The 22,145-nt window shown below is 57.4% G+C and carries 15 protein-coding genes and 1 pseudogene; 5 read left to right on the top strand and 11 right to left on the bottom strand.

All coding sequences use genetic code 11. From position 1 onward, the window contains the following. Positions 1 to 25 precede the first annotated feature (25 nt). Positions 26 to 2,614: pseudogene (locus NQ490_RS15490) on the bottom strand (DEAD/DEAH box helicase family protein); the annotation flags it as partial. Between the two features lie 3,476 nt (positions 2,615 to 6,090). Beyond that, a complete protein-coding gene (locus NQ490_RS07160) occupies positions 6,091 to 6,429 on the bottom strand; it encodes a TnpV protein (protein WP_007048452.1) in 339 nt (112 codons plus the stop codon). A 352-nt stretch (positions 6,430 to 6,781) separates the two neighbouring features. On the opposite strand from NQ490_RS07160, the gene NQ490_RS07155 reads away from it, so the two are divergent. Next, positions 6,782 to 7,189, top strand: coding sequence for a hypothetical protein (locus tag NQ490_RS07155; RefSeq protein ID WP_007048453.1), 408 nt, complete (start codon positions 6,782 to 6,784; stop codon positions 7,187 to 7,189). 50 nt (positions 7,190 to 7,239) lie between these two features. Here the strand turns inward: NQ490_RS07155 and NQ490_RS07150 are convergent, their stop codons facing one another. The 9 genes from NQ490_RS07150 to dnaA form a co-directional block, all read right to left on the bottom strand. Continuing rightward, entirely contained in the window at positions 7,240 to 8,133 is an 894-nt protein-coding gene (locus NQ490_RS07150) for a YodL domain-containing protein (RefSeq protein ID WP_007048454.1), read from the bottom strand. Positions 8,134 to 8,166: 33 nt separating this feature from the next. Beyond that, positions 8,167 to 9,018, bottom strand: a complete 852-nt coding sequence (locus NQ490_RS07145) for a DUF3991 domain-containing protein (protein WP_007048455.1) — start codon at positions 9,016 to 9,018, stop codon at positions 8,167 to 8,169. Between the two features lie 604 nt (positions 9,019 to 9,622). Further along, positions 9,623 to 12,193 (bottom strand): DNA gyrase subunit A, encoded by a 2,571-nt coding sequence (gyrA, locus tag NQ490_RS07140; protein WP_007048458.1) that lies wholly within the window; start codon positions 12,191 to 12,193, stop codon positions 9,623 to 9,625. A gap of 393 nt (positions 12,194 to 12,586) precedes the next feature. Next, a complete protein-coding gene (gene gyrB / locus NQ490_RS07135; protein WP_007048460.1) occupies positions 12,587 to 14,575 on the bottom strand; it encodes a DNA topoisomerase (ATP-hydrolyzing) subunit B in 1,989 nt (662 codons plus the stop codon). 75 nt (positions 14,576 to 14,650) lie between these two features. Next, the gene (remB, locus tag NQ490_RS07130; protein WP_007048461.1) at positions 14,651 to 14,911 is read right to left on the bottom strand and encodes an extracellular matrix regulator RemB; all 261 of its coding nucleotides are present in this window, start codon (positions 14,909 to 14,911) and stop codon (positions 14,651 to 14,653) included. 111 nt (positions 14,912 to 15,022) lie between these two features. Then, positions 15,023 to 16,126, bottom strand: coding sequence for a DNA replication/repair protein RecF (gene recF, locus NQ490_RS07125; RefSeq protein ID WP_007048462.1), 1,104 nt, complete (start codon positions 16,124 to 16,126; stop codon positions 15,023 to 15,025). Beyond that, a complete protein-coding gene (locus NQ490_RS07120) occupies positions 16,126 to 16,341 on the bottom strand; it encodes an RNA-binding S4 domain-containing protein (protein WP_007048463.1) in 216 nt (71 codons plus the stop codon). Before NQ490_RS07120 ends, recF begins: the two co-directional genes overlap by 1 nt. A 4-nt stretch (positions 16,342 to 16,345) precedes the next feature. Next, entirely contained in the window at positions 16,346 to 17,455 is a 1,110-nt protein-coding gene (gene dnaN / locus NQ490_RS07115; protein ID WP_007048464.1) for a DNA polymerase III subunit beta, read from the bottom strand. 491 nt (positions 17,456 to 17,946) lie between these two features. Then, on the bottom strand, positions 17,947 to 19,257 hold the full coding sequence (dnaA, locus tag NQ490_RS07110; RefSeq protein ID WP_007048467.1) for a chromosomal replication initiator protein DnaA: 1,311 nt from the start codon (positions 19,255 to 19,257) through the stop codon (positions 17,947 to 17,949). A gap of 384 nt (positions 19,258 to 19,641) precedes the next feature. Between dnaA and rpmH the strand changes: the two genes are divergently transcribed. From rpmH to NQ490_RS07090, 4 genes are all read left to right on the top strand, one after another. Continuing rightward, a complete protein-coding gene (gene rpmH, locus NQ490_RS07105) occupies positions 19,642 to 19,776 on the top strand; it encodes a 50S ribosomal protein L34 (RefSeq protein ID WP_007048468.1) in 135 nt (44 codons plus the stop codon). A 399-nt stretch (positions 19,777 to 20,175) separates the two neighbouring features. After that, positions 20,176 to 20,559 (top strand): ribonuclease P protein component, encoded by a 384-nt coding sequence (rnpA, locus tag NQ490_RS07100; RefSeq protein WP_040918729.1) that lies wholly within the window; start codon positions 20,176 to 20,178, stop codon positions 20,557 to 20,559. Further along, a complete protein-coding gene (yidD, locus tag NQ490_RS07095) occupies positions 20,556 to 20,810 on the top strand; it encodes a membrane protein insertion efficiency factor YidD (RefSeq protein WP_007048471.1) in 255 nt (84 codons plus the stop codon). The genes rnpA and yidD overlap by 4 nt, the downstream gene beginning before the upstream one ends. Before the next feature lie 314 nt (positions 20,811 to 21,124). After that, a complete protein-coding gene (locus NQ490_RS07090) occupies positions 21,125 to 22,144 on the top strand; it encodes a YidC/Oxa1 family membrane protein insertase (protein ID WP_007048473.1) in 1,020 nt (339 codons plus the stop codon). Position 22,145 lies beyond the last annotated feature (1 nt).

Genomic DNA, 22,145 nt, shown 5'->3' with positions numbered 1-22,145 from the left:
GTTTTGCGTATATGTATCATATAACCTACCTCTCTATACCGCAACGCTGACGAACCGAACGCACGGATACTTGACTTTCCTCATCGGGGACGGCATCCACAACACGGTCCTTCTCGTCCATCTTCAAAAGTGCATCGAGTTCTGCCAAACGCCTGCTCTTTTCAGCCAGTTCTTGCTCCTGCTGAAACGGCTGCTGCAATTCATCTTTTGCGTTTTGCAGCTGCTTTTCCAACTGCGCCAATTTGTTAGTGGCTTCGTCACGGCGCTTCGTGATACCGGCGGCAGCGTTGGTAATACGGGTGATATTACCCGAGGCGTCGGCTCCGAGGGGCACGTCATAGACGCCAGCCCCCACAAGCTGGGCATGAAATTCCTGCCCCAACGGCAGGAAGATGGCCTGCACGGTCAATCCTTTATAGCTGCCGATGGGTACCGGCTTTTCACTGGACATGGCTGCGCCAATCAGGCCCAATAGGGCACGTCCGGCATCTTCACGTTTGTCATAGGTCGTATCCATCAGACAGATGCTGAAGGCATCCTTGCCCTCACTGTCCAGATGCGTGTTTTGTTCAACAGTATTTGCATCAGCTGAACAATTTGCAATCACCCCTTTTGTTTTCTGGATTTCGGTAGGAAACTTGATGGCTACATCATCCTCCAGACGGTAGTGCTGGCTGGTGTACTGTGCTTTCAGCGTGCGCAGCCGGGTCACCTGAATGTCCAGATCCATCTTTTCCTTAATGGCCGGATTCCCAGCGGCCAGGGCCTTGACCTCCGCATAGGACAGCGCTGCCTCGTCCATGTCATCACAGGACCGGGCCGGGCTCTTGCTGGTCATCACCTGACCGATGAACCGCTGCTTGTTCTCGATCAGCTGCCAGGAATAGGCATCGAAAGTGGCTTCCGTAACATAGCGGTAGATTGCCACTTCCTTGTTCTCATTGCCCTGGCGCACCATGCGGCCTTCCCGCTGTTCGATGTCGGAAGGCCGCCACGGTACATCCAGATGATGCAGAGCGATCAGTTTTCGCTGCACATTGGTGCCAGCCCCCATCTTGGCAGTGCTGCCCATGAGGACCCGCACCGTACCGCTGCGCACCTTGGCGAAAAGATCAGCCTTGCGGGCCTCGGTGTTGGCATCATGAATAAACTGAATTTCTTCCTTGGGGATACCGCGTGTCACCAACTTATCCCTAATATCATCGTACACATTGAAAACGCCCGCTTTAGGCGTGGATAGATCGCAGAAAATCAGTTGGGTGGAGCGATTGGCTTTCGTCCTTTCCCAAATTTCAAAGACCCTGTCCACACAGGCATTTACTTTGCTGTTGGGGTCATCAGGCAGGTCCGGGTCAATTAAGCGCTGATCCAGGGCCAACTTTCTGCCGTCGTTCGTGATTTTTAACATATTATCTTCTTTGGGGTCTACCGAACCATTGCGCACAATGTCCGCTCGTTTTCCCAGGTCTGCCACCATTACTCGCTGGATGCTGCTGGGCTGCAATTGTACATTGATGGGCTTTCCGCCCTCCAGCTCCGGCACCGGAAGTTTGAGCATATCCGCCGTCTGAATGTCGGCGCACTCCTTGAACATGGCCATAAGCTCCGGTAAATTGTAGAACTTGGCAAAGCGGGTCTTAACCCGATACCCGGTGCCTTCGGGGGCCAGTTCAATGGCTGTCACGGTCTCGCCAAAGGTCGAAGCCCAGGCATCAAAGTTTGCCAGCCCGTTGACCTCCAAAGTGTGCCGCTGCAGATACCGCTGCATGGTGTACAGCTCTGTCATGCTGTTGGACAACGGTGTGCCGGTGGCAAAAGTCACGCCTCGCCCGCCGGTGATTTCATCCAGATACATGGTTTTCATCAGCAGGTCGCTGGCCCGCTGGCTCTCGGTCTGGCTGATGCCCGCCACATTCCTCATCTTGGAAACGCACATGAGGTTTTTGAACATGTGGGCTTCATCCACCATGAGAGAATCCACACCCAGTTCCTCGAAGGTAACAACATCGTCCTTTCGTTCGGTATTATTGAGTTTTTCCAGCCGCTTTTCCAGCTGTTTCCGGGTCCGCTCCATCTGTTTGACGGTGAAGTTTTCGGCGTGTTCCCGCTTGAGCATTGCTGTCTGTTCTATCACCTCGTCAATCTGCTTTTGAAGATAAAGCGCCTGCCGTTCATTGGACAGCGGGATTCTCTCAAACTGGCTGTGGCCGATCACAATAATGTCGTAATTGCCAGTGGCAATGCGACCACAGAATCGTTTACGGTTGGCCTTTTCAAAATCGGTGCGCTTGGCCACCAGGATATTGGCATTGGGATACAGTTGCAGCGCTTCGGATGCCATTTGTTCTGTAAGGTGATTGGGTACGCAGATCAGTGTTTTGCTGCAAAGGCCGAGGCGTTTCTTTTCCATGGCTGCTGCCACCATCTCATACGTCTTGCCTGCACCTACCACATGAGCCAGCAAGGTGTTGTGACCATACAGGATATGAGCGATGGCGTTGCGCTGGTGCGGGCGCAGCGTGATTTCGGGATTCATACCATGAAACTGAATGTGGCTCCCGTCATACTCCCGGGGACGAGTAGAATTGAATCTCTCATTGTAGAGTTTCACCAGAGCAAGTCGGCGATTCTGGTCTTTCCAGATCCACTCCTTGAAAGCGTCCTCGATCTGCTGTTGTTTTCCCTGGGCCGCCTGGGTCTCCTGCGGATTTAGAACACGTCGTTCTGTGCCGTCCGGGTCTCGGACCGTATCAAAGATACGAATGGCACGGAGATTCAAAGATTCTTCCAGAATGTGGTAGAAGTTTGTCCGGTTTGTGCCGTAGGTGACGCTTGCTTTGATATTTCCGCCGGTAATGCTTTTTCCAGAAATGTTCCATAGTCCAGTGTAGGGGGCGTAATGCACATCTACCATACGCCGGGAAACCATCGGGGCATCCACCAGTTCATCGGCAAACTGCTTGATGATGGCCGGTTCGATCCATGTTGCCCCCAGCCGGACTGTGATTTCACTGGCATCCAGATCTTTAGGCTGTACCTGCTGCAACGCATCCACATGGACCCGGAAGCGGGAATCCTTGGCTGCGGCAAGGCGGGCGATCTCCAGCTTTTTTCGAACATTGCCGGAGAGGTATTCGTCTGCCGTCCGATATACCGGACCGCCGTCGGGTGTCTTTTCCAGCGGGTCCTCAAAGATCACACCGTTCAGTTCCGTCACGATTTCTTCCTCGGTTTTGCCGGTCAATCGCATCATGTAAGGCATATCCACACGGGCTTTTTCACCAATGGACAGGGCCAGCGCATCACTGGCCGTGTCTGCACGGTCCGCCGGTTTTGCGCTTCGGATGGTCCTCTTTGTGAACATATCCGAAAGCCCTTTCAGCTTGCCGTTTTCATCCACATCTTCCAGAGAACACAACAGGTAATAGCTGCTGTCATCCTGAAAGGCCAGCGCCGAACCACGACTGCTGATCAGGCCGTGTGCATGGGTGTAGGTATCGTATTGCTTTTTCAGCTGTGTCTGCAGGCGATGGATTTCTGCATCGGGCAGATCGTCCAGCTGGGCCTGCAGCAGCTCCCGCACAGTATCCCGAAGGGCAATCAGCTGGCGCACCCGATTGTCGGCAGTTGCCCCCAGTCGTATTTCCTTCATCACAGAGTTGGTGCGGAAATAGATTTTGCCGTCTTTCAGGGTATAACTGAAATTCCGGACATCCGGGTCAGCTTCAATCATATCAGCGTCCTGTTCTTCCGCTGCCTCGATAGCAATTTCCGGTTTGGTCAGGGTGCCAGAAAGATGGGACATGGCCCGGTCCAGCTGTTCCTCCAGCTTACCTTCTCTGCTGGGCTCACAGGTAGGGGTAGGTCCATAGGGGCCGCTGACCATCTTGATGGTGCCGCACACCATCTCCGGGTGCTCTACAAAATATTGGTTGATGGGGATGCCGTCCTCGGTCTGGCCGATGTGCAGCCATGCCTCGTCCCTCTCTACCAGCCGATCCCGTTTTTGCAGGAAAAGAATGTCCGCCACAGCTTCGGTTCCGGCGTTCTGCTTGAAGGTCGTGTTGGGCAGCCGCACCGCCCCGATCAGGTCGCAGCGGGCAGCAATGTACTTCCGCACGGTATCGCTTTTCTTGTCGAGGGTACCGCTGGTGGTGATCATGGCAATGATGCCGCCGGTGCGCACCTTGTCGATGGTCTTGGCCAAAAAGTAATCATGGATTCGGAAATGCAGCTTGTCATAGGCCCGATCACTCACCGAGAAATCACCAAAAGGCACATTGCCCACGGCGCAATCGAAAAAACTGTCAGGAAGGTCCGCCTTTTCAAAGCCGGTGATTTGGATTCGTGCTTTCTGGTAAAGCTGGCGGGCTATCCGTCCGGTTAATTCATCTATTTCCACCCCGTATAGCTTGGCGCTGTTCAGATCGAAACTGCTGGGCTTATGGGCAAAAAAGGCACCGATGCCCATGCTGGGTTCCAGAATGTTGCCGCCACGCACCCCCATACGCTCCAGCGCCCGGTACATGGCATGGATGACTTCGGGCGGCGTGAAGTAGGCCGTGAGGGTACTGCTCCTTGCCGCCAGATACTCACTTTCGGTGAGAATAGCTTTCAAATCGCGGTACTCCTGGGACCAGCTGGATTTGTTTGGGTCAAAAGCATCCGCAAGTCCGCCCCAGCCGCTGTACTGAGCCAAGATCTTCTGTTCATTCTCGTTGGCCGGTGCCATGCCCCGGGCTACACGCTGCTCCACCTTTTTGAGGGTGCGGATGGCTTCCATATTGGCGGCAAACTTCTCCTTGGGAGTGCCGGGAACGGGAGGCCGATACGGTGCGACATAGTTGATGGGCTGGTACTCATAAGGTTCCGAGAAGGCTTTGGCATCTGCCATGACCTGCTCTACAAAGGGGGAATCCGCGCTTTCTTCCTGAGCTTCCGGCTGCACCGCCGCTGTGCTTTCATCGGGCTGAGTCTGTTCCTGAACTGCGTCCGGCAGCGGCAGCACCTGCAGGTCTGCATTCCGGTCATCCCGTCCAAGCAGCCGGGAAAAATTTTCCCGGTCAATGGTTCGGCTGAACAGCGGAAAGTCCTGGTCCTGCACCAGAATATCGGTCTCGCCAATATCCTGCACTACATAGGGCTTGCCATTTTCCAGATACACCACATCCCCCGGCGCACAGGGGCGCTTGATGGGGGTGGCCCGGGCAGCTAGTTCAGCCTGCTGCTCCTGATACGCTTGCTCAGCGGTGCCAATCAGACCATCAAAGGTCAGGTCGGTCAATTCATGAGCAATCAGTTCTGCTGTGCTGCCGTACTGCGAGGAAAGGAGGCGCTCGCCATCTACCTCGTAGACCAGCTTGTGATGCACAAGATCCGCATAAACTGTGATCTCGTGTTCTCCTTCGCCGTCAGTGGAATATGCCAGTTCGATGTTGGCAAGATCTTCAAACTCCGGCGGCTCAAAATCATTCTCGGAACAGTATTCCCGAATGATCTCCTTGGCCTGTTCCAAATCCGCAGCTTTTTGAGCCTGCTCAGCTTGTCGGGCCGATAGCCATGCTTCATACTCGGAGTGTTCCTCGGTTGTCAGATACCGGTTGCTTTGGACCAGCAACTGCAATCGGCTGGAAACTTCACGCCATGTAAGTGGGCGGTTCACCCGGCCCTCATTGGTGGTACACTGGATTTCAAAGCCTTTGCTGTTGTAGTCAAGCCAGCCCTGGGAACCATCGGCGAGTTTCCACGACCTGCCGCCGATACCATATTCCTTTTTCAGCCAGTGAACCGTTTCGTCCATCGTCGGCAAAACCGGCTGGGAGAAATAATACTGTATCCGCAGTTTGCCATTTTCAAAGCCGCTGCCGTCGCAAAGCGCCCGGGTGATCTCCTCGTCTGTGATTCTTTCGCCGGTGCGATCAACCACCGGAGGAGCCAGCGGCTGCACGTTATCGGTGCCTGCTGCCTGCTCAACCTGTTGAGACTGGTGCTCTTCGTCAGGCAGGCCCATTTCTTCGGCCTGTTCTTCGGGCACAAAAAAAGCGGGGAGTGTTTCATCACTCTCCGCTTCCAGTTCTCGGGTATCTTCGTTTACAGGGCGTACAGCATCGGCATCACCATTTCCTCGGCCTGTGCTTTCAGCAGGTTCATCTGCTGCGCCCAGCCCAGCGGGTCGGTTTTCCGGTTGGGCATCGGTGTCTGCCGGATCAGCTGCTGCATGGTCTGGTTGATCTGCTTCCTTGCGCTCTTGTCCACTTCCAGCAGATGGGGGTACAGCGTCCCCTCCATCAGCATCAGGTCGAAGGTCACCGGCGTGTTCTCCCGCAGGAACTCCCTGCGGATTTCGCCGTACTTGCCAATCGGCTGTGCCGGTTGTTCGCTCAGTGTCAGATTCGGGATCAGATACCCGTTCACTTGGGTGTACTCCATCACGGGATGCCTCCTTTTTCGTTTCTTCGGTTTGATTATGCGCTTCCGGGGCAGGCAATGCAACGCTGTCGATCTGGCGGACAAGACTGCCAAGGCTTTGCAGCATGGGTCGGCTCACCTGTGAAGTCAACGACCCCAGCGCTACCGCAATAGCGTCGGTATCGAATTCGGAAACCGTGGCAAAAGCATCCGTTTCCAGCATTGTCGTGTCGATGCCGCATCGTTTGGCCATCATGTAAGCCGCACTTTGTGCTGCCAGTCTTTCCAGTATTTTCTGCTGTTCGTCCCTATGCCGCCACTCCAGTGTGCTGCCGGATATAGTGTTCTCCAACAGTCGGGAAATCTGTGTGCGATGTTCGGCAGCTTGAGTAGCAGCACGCAGGGCAATCGCATTCTGGACGGTATCGGCATTGGCAGTGTTTTTGAGTGCCTCCCACACTCTCTGCCGATTGGTATTGTCCACCATCCAGGGCATGGCCTGCTGCACATACCCCCGTCCGTGGGTATCGGCTATGTCAAACACATAGCGGAGTTTTCCCCGGCTGGAATGGCTGTCCAGCAGGGCGATACCGTGGCTGCCCCGGTTGACCCAGCGCAGGGCCTTGTTGTTCCAGTAGTCGATACTGGCCACAGCGGTGGCATCCGGCCTCTGGCTGAAAATCAGAAGTTGGTTCGGGAAGGCGTAATTGTAGGTATAGGCGGCGGAATCCAGAAAAGCCTTCCACGATTCGCCGCTTTCGGTAACTTGCCCGACCAGTGACCGGGCAAGGGTTCTTATATCCTTGTAGGTGGGCATTCTCCATTCCTTTCTTATCGTTCGGGTTCAGTGCGCTTTTGCGTTCTCCCTTTGGACAGTTGCCGCTCAAACCCGGTGGGCAGCTCCGTAAAACCGAAGCTGTCCACATAATAACCAGTTCTTTTTCCCGCTTTTTCCGTGACGATAATATCGCTCATAGACATAGAGGTCATCTGGTGCGCAAAGGGCCGATCATCCCGGTTGTGCAGAAGGTACAGGTCATCCAGTGTGGTGTCCTTGGCCAGCATCCCGGAATAGGCATGGCGATAGTCGCTGGCCTTCATCTTGTCTTTGGCATACCCATAGTCAGCAAAGCGATAGTCAGCTGCGCTGTACCGGCTCAACTGATAAATCTCATAGGTATCGGCACGCTCCCCCTCATGGGAAGTCTGCGGCATATAGATAGTACCGTTTGCCCTGCTTATCTCCGCAAACTGGCAGATATGAAACAGCTGATTTGCGCCGAGGTAAAAGTGGTATCCATCCGAACAGGCAAAGCAAGGGGTGGTTTTGGTGGTACCATCCATATAGCGCATTTTCAGAGATTCACCATCCTGCAAGGTAAACAGGTCCTGGTACTCCGGGGTAATAAAGCGAATGGTGCGACGCTGCGCACCGGGAAGAAGTTCCCGCAGCTCGCTCCATGTTTTCTGTATTTCTGCATTACGCCAGGCAGGAAGGCGCAGGCAATCGCTCAGCAGGGTGTCTTTCCCATTCAGGTGCTGCACAAAATCCAGTGTTCCGGGCCTGGGCAGCGTGTTCTGTACACCCAGGGCTTTCACCTTATCACCGGAGAGCGTCTGGTAGGCAGTTACCGCCTCCTGCAGCGTGTCAAAACGCTGAATGTCCAAAGGTCCCAGTTTGCTCAGATCCTCGCACACATAGAAATGATCTATAAAGGATTGCATCAGCGCACCTCCTGCTGGCGGACAGCTTCTTTCTTACCCTCGTGCCTGATAGCGTTCCTGCAGCTTCATGGCAAATTGCAAGCCGGGTTCATCATTATCAAGCCTGAGCAGAAGTTTGTGGATTTCCGGGTGGTTCTCAAGATAGTTGTCCAATGCCACATAATTCAGGCCACCAAGGGAAACATAATGGTTTCGCCTCCAGTCGTGGCCTTTCATCAGATGCAATGTTGCCCCGGAAAGCAGATCAATGGGGGCTTCATAAACCTCTGCGAGGTCGGTTTCGGTGTTTTTGGGAGGAATGCAGAATCCGAATTGCTTCTCGCTTCCTGCACACTCGCCGCGAAAAATTCCCTGGCATCCTCTCACGCTGGCAGATCGGGGCTTTCCCTCGCTGTCCATCCCAACAAAAACGCAGTTTTTATAACCACTTCGTGTGGTTTGGTAGATAATGCCCTGATTGATGCAGTATTTCAGGATCTTCCCGTCGATACCTCTGCGCTTGAGGTATTGCACGACCGTTTCTGCGTTGCTGTCGGGAAGCGGCTGAGCGAAAGGCTTTCGCTCATATTCGTGCTGCGGATTTTTTTTGACAGGCTGAAAAGGAGCATGGGCCGGGAGTTCCAGTTCACACAGATGGCGCACGGCACTGACAAAATCCATTCCCTTAACCTGAATGAGATAGTTCAGCGCCCCTCGGCCTCCAATGCCTCTGGAATACCAATGCCATAAACCGTTGTCGCTGATGCAAAGGCTGCTGTGCGTAGCAGTTTTGTAATCATGCGGGCCTGTTCGGATCAATTCTTCCGGTTCGTATTGCTGCATATAGCTGATTAAATCTACAGTTCTTGCCAACTTAATCTGATCCGTTGTAACTCTTTCTCTCATAGAAAATATCTCCTTTTCAGCCAGTCATTTTTTCAGCTAGTAGGGGGGTGTGGGGGGAAAATGTCAGCGACGCATTTTCCCAAAATGGTACACTTCCCCCATCATTATTTTTATCGTAAAAAAAACAGCTGTCGTATTGACAGCTGAAAAAACGGTAATATATAATTGGTATCAAAAAAACGGTTAAAGCTGCGGGCATCGCATTGTCTACTAATTCTGGTAGCCAAAACGTGAGTAAATTGGTTTAACCATGCGTTTTTCGTAGCCAATTTTCGTTTTGGCTACGGATTGGCTACGAAGGATTCAATAGAGGCGGAAATGATACTCAAAGTTTCGTCAAATTATTGCAATTAAATCGGTTTTTTCTGTTCATTCACTGTAAAAATTGCACGAAAAAAACACTATTTTGATGAATGGTAGTAACTCATAACCGCTTGGTCCCGGGTTCAAGTCCTGGATGGCCCACCATACGGGAGAGCCTGTTCTTTTCTTGCAAGAAAAGAACCAAAAGAACTCTCAACAAAAATATCCCGAGGGGTAAACCCCCTCGGGATATTTTTATTTGGAATTTCTTCGGTTCCTTCTTTGCAAAGAAGGAACAAGATCACTCGTCGTCGGGGACATCGGCGGCCTCGTCGGCGCGTTCGGCGGCCTCGATGGCGGCCAGTTCCTCGGCGGAGGGTTCGCTTTCATCCCCGGCATCGGCCTCCACCTTGGCGGTCTCGGCCTCGTTGTCGCGGTCCACGCGGGCCACCATGGCCACCTTGTCGCCCTCGCCCAGGCGCATGACCCGGACACCGCTGCCGTAGCGGCTCTGGACGTTGATGTCGGAGGCATGGAGGCGGATCAGGATGCCGTTGGCGCTGATGAGGATGAGATCATCGGTCTCGTCCACGATCTTGATGCCTGCCACGCCGCCCTTGGCGTAGTTGCGGATACCCAGACCGCCGCGCTTGGTGATGCGGTAATCGTCCACCCGGCTGCGGCGACCCTTGCCGTCCTCGGTGATGGTGAGCACCGTGGCGCCGGGCCGGCAGACACCGGCACCGATGACGTAGTCGCCCTCCCGCAGACGGATGACCCGCACGCCGTGGCCGGTACGGCCCATGGCCCGGGCGCCCGACTCGGTGAAGTGGATGGCCGCACCATCGTGGGTGGCCACGATGATCTCATCGCCGCCGCCGGTGAGGTGGCTCCACACCAGGCTGTCGCCCTCGTTGAGGCCGATGGCGATGAGGCCCGCCTTGCGGATGTTGCGGAACTGGGACAGCGGCGTGCGCTTGATGAGACCCTGCCGGGTCACCATGGTCAGGTAGGTGTTGTCCTCGTCGGCCTTGGCGCTCTGCTGGAGCATCAGGGTGACCTTTTCGCCCTCCTGGAGCTGCAGCAGGTTCACGATGTGGCTGCCCTTGGCCGTGCGGCTGCCCTCCGGCACCTGGTAGCCCTTGAGCCGATAGACCCGGCCCTGGTCGGTCATGAAGAGCATATAATCGTGGGTGGACCCGACAAACAGCTCCTCGGTGAAGTCGTCGTCCTTCTGGGTCATGCCCTGGACGCCCCGTCCGCCGCGGTTCTGGGCCTGGTAGGTGTCCAGGGTGGTCCGCTTGATGTAGCCCTCGTGGGTCAGGGTGAAGATGCAGGTCTCCTCGGGGATGAGGTCCTCGATGTCCACCTCGCCGGACACCGCCTCGATGGAGGTGCGGCGCTCATCGCCGTACTTGTCGGCCAGGGTCTGCAGGTCGGTCTTGACGATGCGCTTGACGTGCTCGTCGTTCGAGAGAATATCCTTGTAATCGGCGATGGCTTCCCGCAGTTCGCCCAACTCCTGCTCGATCTTGAGGATCTCCAGACCGGCCAGACGGCCCAGCTGCAGCTTGACGATGGCGTCGGCCTGGAGCTCGTCGAAGCCGAAGTTGTCCATGACGGCCTGGCGGGCTTCGGCGAAGCCGCCCTTGCAGGCGCGGATGGTGGCGATGATCTCGTCCACGATGTCCACGGCCTTGCGCAGACCTTCCAGGATGTGTTCCCGCTCCTGGGCTTTTTTCAGGTCGAAGGCCGTGCGGCGGCGGATGACTTCCATCTGGAAGTCGATGTACCGCTCCATGACGGTCTTCAGGCTCATGATCTTGGGCACACCGTCGTCCAGGGCCAGCATGATGACGCCCACGGTGTCCTGGAGCTGGGTGTAGCGGTAGAGCTGGTTGAGCACCACCTGGGGATTGGCGTCCTTCTTGATCTCGATGACGATCTTCATGCCGGTGCGGCTGGAGGATTCGTCGTTCAGGTCGGAGATGCCCTCGATGCGCTTGTCCTTGACGAGATCGGCGATGGACTCGATGAGGCGGGTCTTGTTGACCATGTAGGGGATCTCGGTGATGAGGATCTCATACCGGCCGTTTTTCTTCTCCACGATCTCGGCGCGGCCGCGCAGGGTGATCTTGCCGCGGCCGGTGGCGTAAGCCGCCCGGATGCCCGACCGGCCCATGATGATGCCGCCGGTGGGGAAGTCGGGGCCCTTGACGAACTCCATCAGACCGGCCAGGTCGATGTCGGGGTTGTCCATGAGGGCGCACATACCGGCCACCACTTCCCGCAGGTTGTGGGGCGGGATGTTGGTGGCCATGCCCACGGCGATGCCCTGGCTGCCGTTCACCAGCAGGTTGGGGAACCGGCTGGGCAGCACGTGGGGTTCTTTTTTGGTCTCATCGAAGTTGGGGTCCCAGTCGATGGTATCCTTCTCGATGTCGGTGAGCATCTCGCAGGCGATCTTGGACATGCGGGCCTCGGTGTAACGGTAGGCAGCCGGAGGGTCGCCGTCCACCGAACCGAAGTTGCCCTGGCCGTCTACCAGGGGATAGCGCAGGCTGAAATCCTGGGCCAGACGGACCATGGCGTCGTAGACGGAGGCGTCGCCGTGGGGATGGTAGGAGCCCAGCACGGCACCGACGGTGTCGGCGGATTTGCGGTAGGGATGCTGGGGATCGTTGCCGCGCTCGTGCATGGTGTAGAGGATGCGGCGATGGACGGGTTTGAGGCCGTCCCGCACATCGGGCAGCGCGCGGGAGACGATGACCGACATGGAGTAATCCAGAAAAGCGGTTTCGATCTCCTGTTTGACGTCGCGCTCAATGACCTTGGTGCCGGACCCCGGCACCATAATGATATTTTCTTCCATTCAGTGTACCACCTTGGAATCAGAGTATAAAAAGGCGCCTTCTTTCTTTGCAAAGGCGAAGCAAAGAAACACAAGCCAATGAATTTCAAATCCGTCACCGTCGGCGGACATGCGCCGACGACGGTGACACATCCAGGGAAATTGTCCCCAAAATTGTGTGCGAGGAGCCCGCGACGAGTGCGCGGTTTTGGGGGCAATTTTGTCGAAGGGGCTGTAAAGCCGCGCGCTGCCTGCGGCAGAATCAGCGCGGCGGAGCAGGGGCCGCGGTCGCAGAGTGCAAGCGCCGCCACAAGGCGCGCTGCAGGATGCGGGAACCGCAACCCGTACTCCAAATGGGGGAAACAGGCGTGACAGGCACCGCCGTGCACGACTGTTGCCCCCGTTGACCGGCCCTTACACGTCCAGATTTGCAAATTTCGCGTTCTTGACGATGAACTGGCGGCGGGGTTCCACCTGCTCGCCCATGAGGATGCTGAACGCCTCGTCGGCGCGCTCGGCGTCCTCGATCTTGATCTGGACGATGACCCGGTTGTCGGGGTTCATGGTGGTTTCCCACAGCTGGTCGGGGTTCATTTCGCCCAGACCTTTGTAGCGGTTGACCTTGGCGCCGGGCATTTCGGCGGAGAGCACCTTCATTTCGTCGTCGTTGTAGGCGTACTTGACGGTCTGGCCTTTCTGCAGCTTGAAGAGGGGCGGCTGGGCCACATAGACATACCCGTGCTCGATGAGCGGCCGCATATAGCGGAAGAAGAAGGTGAGCATCAGGGTGCAGATGTGGGAGCCGTCCACGTCGGCATCGGCCATGATGAAGATCTTGTGGTAGCGCACCTTGGAGATGTCGAACTCATCCCCGATGCCGGTGCCCAGGGCGGTGACCACCGGCATGAGCTTGTCGTTGCCGTAGATGCGGTCGGCGCGGGCCTTCTCCACGTTGAGCATCTTGCCCCACAAGGGCAGGATGGCCTGGATGTTGGAGTCACGGCCCATCTTGGCGGAACCGCCTGCAGAATCGCCCTCCACGATGAAGAGTTCGGTCTTGCTGGGGTCTTTTTCGTGGCAGTCGGCCAGCTTGCCGGGCATGCGGTTGGATTCCAGGGCGCTCTTGCGGCGCACCAGGTCCCGGGCCTTCTTGGCGGCGGCGCGGGCGCGGGCGGCCTGGGTGGCCTTTTCCAGAATGGCCTTGGCCACGGCGGGGTTTTCCTCAAAGTATTCGGTGAGGGCCTTGTAGACCACGCCGTTCACCAGGCCCTTGATGAAGGTATTGCCCAGCTTGGCCTTGGTCTGACCCTCGAACTGGGCCTCCTGGAGTTTCACGCTGACCACCGCGATGATGCCTTCGCGGGCGTCGGGGCCGGAGAGGTTCTCGTCCTTGTCTTTCAAAATGCCCTTGGCGCGGCCGTACTCGTTGAGCACGCGGGTCAGGGCCAGCTTGAAGCCCTCCTCGTGGGTGCCGCCCTCGGGGGTATGGACGTTGTTGGCAAAGCTCAGGATCAGCTCATTGTAGCTGTTGTCGTAGTATTGCAGGGCCACTTCCGCCACGGCGCCCTGGCCCTCGCCCTTCATATACATGACCTGGGGGGTCAGGGGGGTGAGGTCCCGGCGCTCGCAGAGATAGCTGACAAAGGAGCGGATGCCGCCCTCGTAGCACATGGTCTCGCTGCGGCCGTCGTTCTCGGGGCCTTTTTCCTCGGCGGGACGGTCGGACTCGGGGCGCTCATCGGTGAGGGTGATCCGCACACCGGCGTTGAGGAAGGCTTCCTCCCGCAGACGCTTGAGGAGCGTTTCGTAGCGGTACTGGGTGGTTTCCTGGAACATCTCGGGGTCCGGCTTGAAGATGACCAGGGTGCCGGTGGAAGCCGCCGAGCCGATCTTTTTCAGGTCGCCGTCCGGCTTGCCGCGCTGGAAGCTCTGTTCGTACTCGGCGCCGTCGCGGCGGACCCGGACGGTGAGCCATTCCGACAGGGCGTTGACCACCGACGCACCCACGCCGTGCAGACCGCCGGCCACCTTGTAGCCGGAATCCTCGCCGCCGAACTTGCCGCCGGCGTGGAGCACGGTGTAGACGACGGTGACGGCGGGGATGCCCAGCTTGGGCTGGATGTCCACGGGGATGCCGCGGCCGTTGTCCGATACCTGGATGATGTTGCCGGGCTTGATGGTGACTTCGATGTGGGTGCAGTACCCGGCCAGGGCCTCGTCGATGGAGTTGTCCACGATCTCGTAGACCAGGTGGTGCAGGCCGGAGGGGCCGGTGGAGCCGATATACATGCCGGGACGCTTGCGCACCGCTTCCAGGCCTTCCAGGACCTGGATCTGGGCGCCGCCGTAGGCGTGGTCGGTAGCCGTCTCGCGGTTGGTTTCGGTGATGATTTCTTCTGCCATGAAGTGAATGCCTCCTGTTTGGGTGAGGGTTCGGAATCTATTACAAAGGAAATTGCATAAGGGAAAGGCCCGCCGCTACCATTCGGCCTTTTCGGCGCGCTTTTTCAGGGCGGCGGGGGAGAGCTGACTGAGATACAGCGTCTCGTCGGGGAAGTCGGTGAGGATGAAACTCTTGGGCAGGGTGCCGGGGGCGCACAGGTCCACCACGGCGCCCTCCGCTTCGGCGGTATGGAAGAATTCCTCGGTACGGCGGGACGCCCCCGCCGTGTCCAGGTCGAACACACCCAGCACGTCCCGGGTGTTCAGCACAAAATCCTGTCCGGCATGAAAATACATGGTACTACCCTCCTTCTTTCTTTACAAAGAAAGAAGCAAAGAAACTCCAACCAAATAACCCGGGAAATCCGCTCTGCCCTGCGGCGGGCGGTTTCCCGGTCCCCGGGCGGCTTACGCAATGGGCGTCTCCGACGCCTGGCCGCCTTTCACATAGACGATCTTGCCGTTGGTGCGGGCAAAGGCCGCGGTGTCGCAGGTGGTGACGATGGTCTGGTGCTCTCCCATCCGGGTGAGCAGATAGGTCTGCCGGTCGTCGTCCAGCTCGCTGAGCACATCGTCCAGGAGCAGCACCGGATGCTGCCCGAAAAATTCCCCCACCACGGTGGCTTCGGCCAGTTTCATGGCCAGCACACAGCTGCGCTGCTGGCCCTGGCTGCCGAAGATCCGGGCGGGCTGGCCGTCCAGCTGCAGGTCCAGGTCCTCCCGGTGGGGTCCCGTCAGACAGAACCCCGCCCGCAGCTCGGCACTGCGCAGCGCCGCCAGCTTTTCCGCCAGGGCGTCGGCGGTGGGGGCCGCCGCACAGCACTGGTACCGCAGGGAAAATTCCTCGGCACCATGCGAAATTTCGGCGTAGTTCTGCGCCGCCGCGGGGGCCAGGGCCTCCACGAATTTCTGCCGGTGGGCCATGATCTGCCCGCCGTACTGGGCCAGCTGCTCGTTGTAGGCGTCCAGCAGCAGCGCGCCGTTTGGCGTAATGTCGTAGCTTTTCAGCAGGGCGTTTTTCTGGGCCACCAGCCGCATGTACCGCCGCAGCGCCACGAGGTAAGGCCGGAACACCTGGCAGAGCGCCGAGTCCAGGAACCGGCGCCGTCCTTCCGGCCCGCCCTTGACGAGAGCCAGCAGGTCCGGCTCAAAGACCACGGCCTGGAAATTGCCCGCCAGCGCGGCGGCCCGGCCCTGGTCCACTCCGTTGAGCTTCGCCGTGCGGCCCGGGCGCTGACTGCCCTTGGCCCCCACCGTCAGACGGATGGTCTTTTCGCTGCCGTCTGTCTCAAAGAAACCTTCCAGCACGGAAAATTCGCAGCCGCGGCGGATGAGCTCGGCGTCCTTGGCGCCCCGGAAACTCTTGCCGCCGGTGAGCAGCCACACCGCTTCCAGCAGATTGGTCTTGCCCTGACCGTTGGGGCCGCACAGGACCGTTAAATTGGGATCGGGGTCCAGCACCGCGTGGGCGATGTTGCGGTGGTCGGTGAGTTCCAGATGCTCAAGGCGCATCAGCCGCCCTCCGCGACCTGCACGGTCCGGCCGTCCAGCTCCACCGTGTCGCCGGCGCGGCATTTCTTGCCCCGCATGGTGCACACTTCGCCATTGACCTTGACCGCGCCGCCCTGGATCAGTTCCTTGGCTTCGCCGCCCGTCTCACACAGGCCGGCGAATTTCAGCAGCGCGTCCAGCTTGATATACTCGGTATGGATCCGCAGTTTTTCCATAGGATCAGCCCTCGTTCTTGAACCGGACCGGCAGCACCAGATAGATGAAGTCCTTGCCGTCCTCGGGCAGGATCTTCACGGGGCTTAAGGGTCCGTTGATTTCCAGCACCATCCGCTCGCATTTGGAGTACCGCATGGCGTCCAGCAGATACCGGTTGTTGAAGCCGATCTCCACGGGGTCGCCGGTCATGGCCACAGGCGGGAACTCGTCCACCACCTTGCCCAAAGGCGTCTGGCAGCGCACGGTGATCTTGTCCTCGGCAAAGGAGATGCGCAGCGGGTTTTTCAGCCGCTCGGTGATGATCAGCGAAGCGCGCTCGATGGTATTGATGAAGGTCTTGCAGTCCACCGTGACCCGGGTGCGGTTGTCCTTGGGGATGACGCTCTCGTAGTTGAGGAAGTCGCCCTCGATGAGGCGGCTCATGATGGTGTAGCCGTTGGTGGTAAAGACCACATACCGGCGGTTGGCGTCGATCTTCACGGGGTCGTCCGGCCCGCCCATGATCTTGAGCAGTTCCTGCAGGGTTTTGGCGGGAATGATGATGCGGATGTCGCGGGTGCATTCCACGTCCCGCTGGATGATGGCCAGCCGGTAACCGTCCAGCGCCACAATGGTGAGGCTGCCCGGCTCGATGACGAAGAGTTCGCCGGTGTGGGCGGGTTTCTTGTCGTCCTGGCTGACGGCGTAGATGGTTTTTTCGATGAGTTCCCGCATCATGCTGGTGGGGATGGTCATGGTGTTGTCGGCGCCGGTGACCGGCAGGCTGGGATAGTCGGAGGCGTTGAGGGCGGGGATCTCGAATTCCGCCACGCCGCCGCTGATGATGGCCTGGCCTTCGTCGGTGAGCTCGATGCGCACGTCGCCGGCGGGCATCCGGCTGACCATGGAGAGCAGGAGTTTCGCCTCCAGTACCGTTTCACCGGGTACCAGGACGTTGCACTCGATGGTGGTGGTGATGCCCATCTCCATGTCGTAGCCGGTGAGGGTCAGGTTGAAACCCTCGGCCTTGAGGTAGATGCCTTCCAGCACCGGGATCGCCGAACGGTTGGTAATGGCGCGGGAAACGCCTTCGATCGCCGACGCCAGAAGGGATTTTTCGCATTCAAATTTCATGGCAGGTCCTTTCTCGGTCTTTATTCAGCTGAAAGACCCGGCTGTATTCTGAGAGTAGTTTTTTCCTCGTTTTTGTTTTCCACAGATCGGGCACTATTTTGGGGAGAAAACCCGAAACCGTATCCCGTTCTGGACGCAAAAACTATTAACTATTCTCGTAGTAGTAGTAGGGGGTGTGAAAACGGTGGAAAAGTCCGCGAAGTTCGGTAACGCCGCGGAAAACGGCGGTTGAGTTTTTCTCCACCGTCTGTGCAGAAAGATGTGGAAAACTGGGAAAACCCGAGTTTTTCACCGCGGTTCTTGAAAACCGCCTGTTGAAAAGGGAAAACTTTGTGGATAAGTTTATTGTACTTTCTTTGCAAAGAAAGTACCAAAGAAACTCTGACCAAAATCGAACGATGTTCGATTTTTATAGAATATCAGGGTCCACCCATCCACGGGTTATAATATTGAAAGTTCTTTGCCTACTTTCTTTCAAGAAAGTAGGTAGGTTAGGTGCGGACGTTCTTCATGATGTCGCTGCACATTTCTTTGAGGTGCTGGTCCTTGGTGATGTTTTCCGCCATGGTCTTGATGGAATAGACCACCGTGGAATGATCCCGCTGGAACTCCTGACCGATGGCCTCCATGCTCATGCCGGTGACTTCCCGGATGATATACATGGTCATCTGCCGGGCCGCGCTCACGTTGGCGTTGCGCTTCTTGCCCCGGATATCCGCCGGCATCACATTATAGGTCCGCGCCACCTCGTTGAGGATCTTCTCAATGGTGACGGGGATGGGCTGGCTGTCGTTCAGCGTATCCTTGATGGCCGTGGTGGTCACGCCGATGCAGGGGGCGATGCCCTCCAGCATATAGTAGGCGTTGAGCTTCTTCACCGCGCCTTCCAGCTGCCGGATGTTCTGCTTCAGATGATTGGCGATGTATTCCGCCACGTCGTCGGGCAGGTCCAGGTTGAGCAGCTCCGCCTTCCGCTTCACGATGGCCACCCGGGTCTCGAAATCCGGCGGCTGGATGTCGGCGGTCAGGCCCCACTCGAACCGGGTGCGCAGACGCTCCTCCAGACTCTTGATCTCCTTGGCCGGACGATCCGACGCAATGACGATCTGCCGGCCGTCGTTGTGCAGCGTGTTGAAGGTGTGGAAAAATTCTTCCTGGGTACTTTCCTTGCCCGCCAGGAACTGAATATCGTCGATGAGCAGCACGTCCGCCTGGCGGTACTTCTGCCGGAACTGTTCCGTCGTCGCCGTCTTCACCGCCGTGATGATCTCGTTGGTGAACATTTCACAGTCCACATAGACGATGTTGAAATCCGGATGATTCTTTTTGATCTCGATCTGGATGGCGTTCAGCAGGTGGGTCTTGCCCAGTCCCGACGGCCCGTAGATGAACAGCGGATTGTACGCCCCCGACGGATTCGCCGCCACGGCCTGGGCCGCGGCGTAGGCAAACTGGTTGGAGGGACCCTTGATGAAGTTCTCAAAGGTGAAATCGTACCGCCCGCTGGGCAGATTCTTCTCTTCCAGCTTGGGTTTTTCCGGTTCTTCCTCTTTTTTCGGGGTGACGAACACAAGATCGACATCAAACCCCAGCACGGATTTGAAGGCATCCTTCAGCATCGCGGTGTAGCGGTCCGACACGATGCCCAGAATGAAGGCGTTGCGGATCTCCAGCGTGATGGTGTTGGAATTCTCAAAGCTGACGGCCTTGATGTCGCTGATGTAGTATTGATAGGTTGCCTCGGCAGTATGTTCACGGCAGTAGGCTTTCGCCGCGTCCAATACGTCGTTGATGGAATCCATGACTTACGATACTCCCCACTTCCTGTTAAAAATCGCGCCCCCGGCGCGGCGCTGCGCAAAACAAAATTTTGCTTCGCGTCTGCGCTTCGTGAAGGGCGCAAAAACACTACATACAGTATACCACAAAAGGGGCCTCAAAACAACACCCTATTATAATAAAGTAGGAAGAATTTTCCGGCCCGCGGCAGGCATCCCCTGCCACTAAATATGGTGGGTATGGATTTCAGGCGCCACAACTGTACGGCGGAACGAAAAATTTATCCCCGAACCTATTGACAAATGCTGCCGTTATCGCGTATAATCTAAGACTGCAAGGCTGCCCCTGTATGGGCAAAGCCCTGAAACAAACCGCCCATACCGGGAATTCAACAGGAGGAATGAAAAATGAAGCGTACTTTCCAGCCCAAGAAGCGTCAGCGCAGCCGCGTGCATGGTTTCCTGCAGCGCATGAGCACCAAGAACGGCCGCAAAGTCCTGGCCCGTCGTCGTGCCAAGGGCCGCAAGAGCCTGACGGTCTGATCTTTGGAAATGAATGAAGTAAAGGGTTGCTGACAACTGGGTCAGCAGCCCTTTTTTCAAAACTGTAGTTCAAAGGGGGCAACAGTCGTGCACGGCGGTGCCTGACACTCCTGTTTCCCCCTTTGGAGTACGGGTTGCGGTGCCCGCATCCTGCGGCGCGCCTTGTGGCGGCGCTTGCACTCTGCGACCGCGGCCCCTGCTCCGCCGCGCTGTTTCTGCCGCAGGCAGCGCGCGGCTCTGCAGCCTTCGACAAAATTTACCCCAAAACCGCGCACTCGTCGCGAGCTCCTCGCACACAATTTTGGGGTAAATTTCCCTGGATGTGTCTCCATCGTCGGCACATGTCCGCCGATGGAGACGGTTTTTCATTTTACATTTGCGTTTTGTGGAGTTTTGCCCATGCGTTACCGCACATTGAACAAAAACTGGCAGTATAACCGCGTGTACGGCCGCGGCAAGAGCTACGTGCACCCCCATGTGGTGCTGTATGTGGCGAAAAACCGGCTGGGATATACCCGCATCGGACTGACCGCCACCAAGAAAGTGGGCCATGCCGTACAGCGCAACCGGTGCCGCCGCGTGATGCGCGCAGCATTGAGTGAACATCTCTCGCAAAATATCGGCGGATATGATATAATACTGGTAGCGCGCGGTCAGACCCCCCATCTGAAGAGCACCCAGCTGAGCAAGACGCTGGGCAAACTCTTTGCCAAGGCGGGGCTGCCCGACCTGGCCAGGCCCGTCCCGCCGGCTGCCCCGGCGCCGGTGGAAAATCCCCAATGACCCGGCTGCTCATCGCGCTGCTGCGCGGCTACAAAAAATACATCAGTCCCCACCTGGGACACCATTGCCGGTTTGTGCCCACCTGCAGCGAGTACGCCATGCAGGCGCTGGCCGTCCACGGGCTGTGCAAGGGGTTGCTGCTGACAGCGTGGCGGCTTTTGCGGTGCAATCCGCTGTGCAAGTTCGGCTTTGACCCGGTGCCGGAAAAAGGACGCTGGGTCAGCGACAAACGGAAACTCACCCGGGGGTGAACCGGTCCTTCCGCGGGTGCCCTGTAGGGCGGGGATGTATCCCCGCCGCAGGGTTTTGCGGTGGCCGCCAAATTTTCCGGCGGGGTCAAGACCCCGCCCTACAGCTATCGGAAAACAGATGCCCAAGGCCCGGGATGCCGCCCGCAGGATGTCAGCCACAACTTCCCGGTTTATTTGTTGGGAGTTTCTTCGGTTCCTTCTTTGCAAAGAAGGAACAAAACGTTTCTTTTGCTTCTCATGTCTTTGCGCTGCGCGGCAAAGACCTACGATAAAATACACGCTTCCGGGCGCAGCCGGGGCAGAATGGACAAGCTATGCAAATTCTCTACTTCCTGGCCATCCTGATTGGCCCGCTGGTGAAGGTGCTGTACAACCTCATCGGCAACTACGCGGCGACGATGATCGTAGCCACCCTGATTCTGAAGCTGCTGCTCTTCCCGCTGGCCATCCACCAGCAGAAATCCACCGCCAAGATGTCGGTGTTCCAGCCGCTGATGAACGAGATCCAGCAGAAATACAAGAACAACCCCGAAAAGCAGCAGGAAGAAATGATGAAGCTGCAGCAGGAACACGGGTTCAATCCCATGGCCGGCTGTCTGCCCATGCTGCTGACCATGCTGGTGCTGTTCGGCTTCCTGGGCGTGGTGTACTATCCCGTGCATTACATCTTCGGCGTATCGGACGCCGCCGTGCGTCAGGCCTGTGAGACGCTGGGCCTGGCCACTGCCAACGCCACCACCATGCAGACCTCGCTGATCCAGGCCATCCACAACGGCGCGGTGATCGATCCTTCCATCATCTCCGCCGACGTGGTCAACGAGATCAAGAACTTCAACACCGTCTTCTTCGGCATGGACATGTGCGACATCCCCGGCTTCAACCTCACGCCCATCGCCATCTTCCCCATCATCGCCGCCGTGACGATGATCCTCAGCTACATCTTCACCCAGAAACTGTCCGGCATGGGCAGCCAGATGCAGGGCAGCATGAAGGTCATGATGTGGGTGATGAACCTGATGTTCGTTTCCTTCTGCTTCAATGCGCCGGTCGGTTTCTCGCTGTACTACGGCGTGTCCAACCTGTTCCAGATCGGGCAGAGCTTTGTGACCTACAAGATCTACAGCCCCGAGAAGTTCAAGGCCCAGTATGAGGCGGAACTGGCGGCCAAGCGTGCCGAGAAAAAGAAGAAAAAGACCATGACCATCGAGGAAAACGGCCAGACCGTTACCAAGGAGGTCACCGGCGGCGAAGCGAACAAGCTGCGCCTGGAGCTGGCGCGCAAGCGGGAAGCCGAGCTGTACAAGGATGAACGGACGACACCGTTGCAAAAATAAA

The organism is Subdoligranulum variabile (genome assembly GCF_025152575.1).
GTDB classification, from domain to species: domain Bacteria; phylum Bacillota; class Clostridia; order Oscillospirales; family Ruminococcaceae; genus Gemmiger; species Gemmiger variabilis.
The sequence above is the reverse complement of the archived record's forward strand: the minus strand, read 5'-3'. Positions and strand labels throughout refer to the sequence as shown.

What these genes read in the sequence shown, in the direction of transcription:
- NQ490_RS07160 (WP_007048452.1), bottom strand. Translation starts at nt 6,429, where the DNA reads ATGGAGTACACCCAAGTGAACGGGTATCTGATCCCGAATCTGACACTG.
- NQ490_RS07155 (WP_007048453.1), top strand. Translation starts at nt 6,782, where the DNA reads ATGTTCGGCAGCTTGAGTAGCAGCACGCAGGGCAATCGCATTCTGGAC.
- NQ490_RS07150 (WP_007048454.1), bottom strand. Translation starts at nt 8,133, where the DNA reads ATGCAATCCTTTATAGATCATTTCTATGTGTGCGAGGATCTGAGCAAA.
- NQ490_RS07145 (WP_007048455.1), bottom strand. Translation starts at nt 9,018, where the DNA reads ATGAGAGAAAGAGTTACAACGGATCAGATTAAGTTGGCAAGAACTGTA.
- gyrA (WP_007048458.1), bottom strand. Translation starts at nt 12,193, where the DNA reads ATGGAAGAAAATATCATTATGGTGCCGGGGTCCGGCACCAAGGTCATT.
- gyrB (WP_007048460.1), bottom strand. Translation starts at nt 14,575, where the DNA reads ATGGCAGAAGAAATCATCACCGAAACCAACCGCGAGACGGCTACCGAC.
- remB (WP_007048461.1), bottom strand. Translation starts at nt 14,911, where the DNA reads ATGTATTTTCATGCCGGACAGGATTTTGTGCTGAACACCCGGGACGTG.
- recF (WP_007048462.1), bottom strand. Translation starts at nt 16,126, where the DNA reads ATGCGCCTTGAGCATCTGGAACTCACCGACCACCGCAACATCGCCCAC.
- NQ490_RS07120 (WP_007048463.1), bottom strand. Translation starts at nt 16,341, where the DNA reads ATGGAAAAACTGCGGATCCATACCGAGTATATCAAGCTGGACGCGCTG.
- dnaN (WP_007048464.1), bottom strand. Translation starts at nt 17,455, where the DNA reads ATGAAATTTGAATGCGAAAAATCCCTTCTGGCGTCGGCGATCGAAGGC.
- dnaA (WP_007048467.1), bottom strand. Translation starts at nt 19,257, where the DNA reads ATGGATTCCATCAACGACGTATTGGACGCGGCGAAAGCCTACTGCCGT.
- rpmH (WP_007048468.1), top strand. Translation starts at nt 19,642, where the DNA reads ATGAAGCGTACTTTCCAGCCCAAGAAGCGTCAGCGCAGCCGCGTGCAT.
- rnpA (WP_040918729.1), top strand. Translation starts at nt 20,176, where the DNA reads ATGCGTTACCGCACATTGAACAAAAACTGGCAGTATAACCGCGTGTAC.
- yidD (WP_007048471.1), top strand. Translation starts at nt 20,556, where the DNA reads ATGACCCGGCTGCTCATCGCGCTGCTGCGCGGCTACAAAAAATACATC.
- NQ490_RS07090 (WP_007048473.1), top strand. Translation starts at nt 21,125, where the DNA reads ATGCAAATTCTCTACTTCCTGGCCATCCTGATTGGCCCGCTGGTGAAG.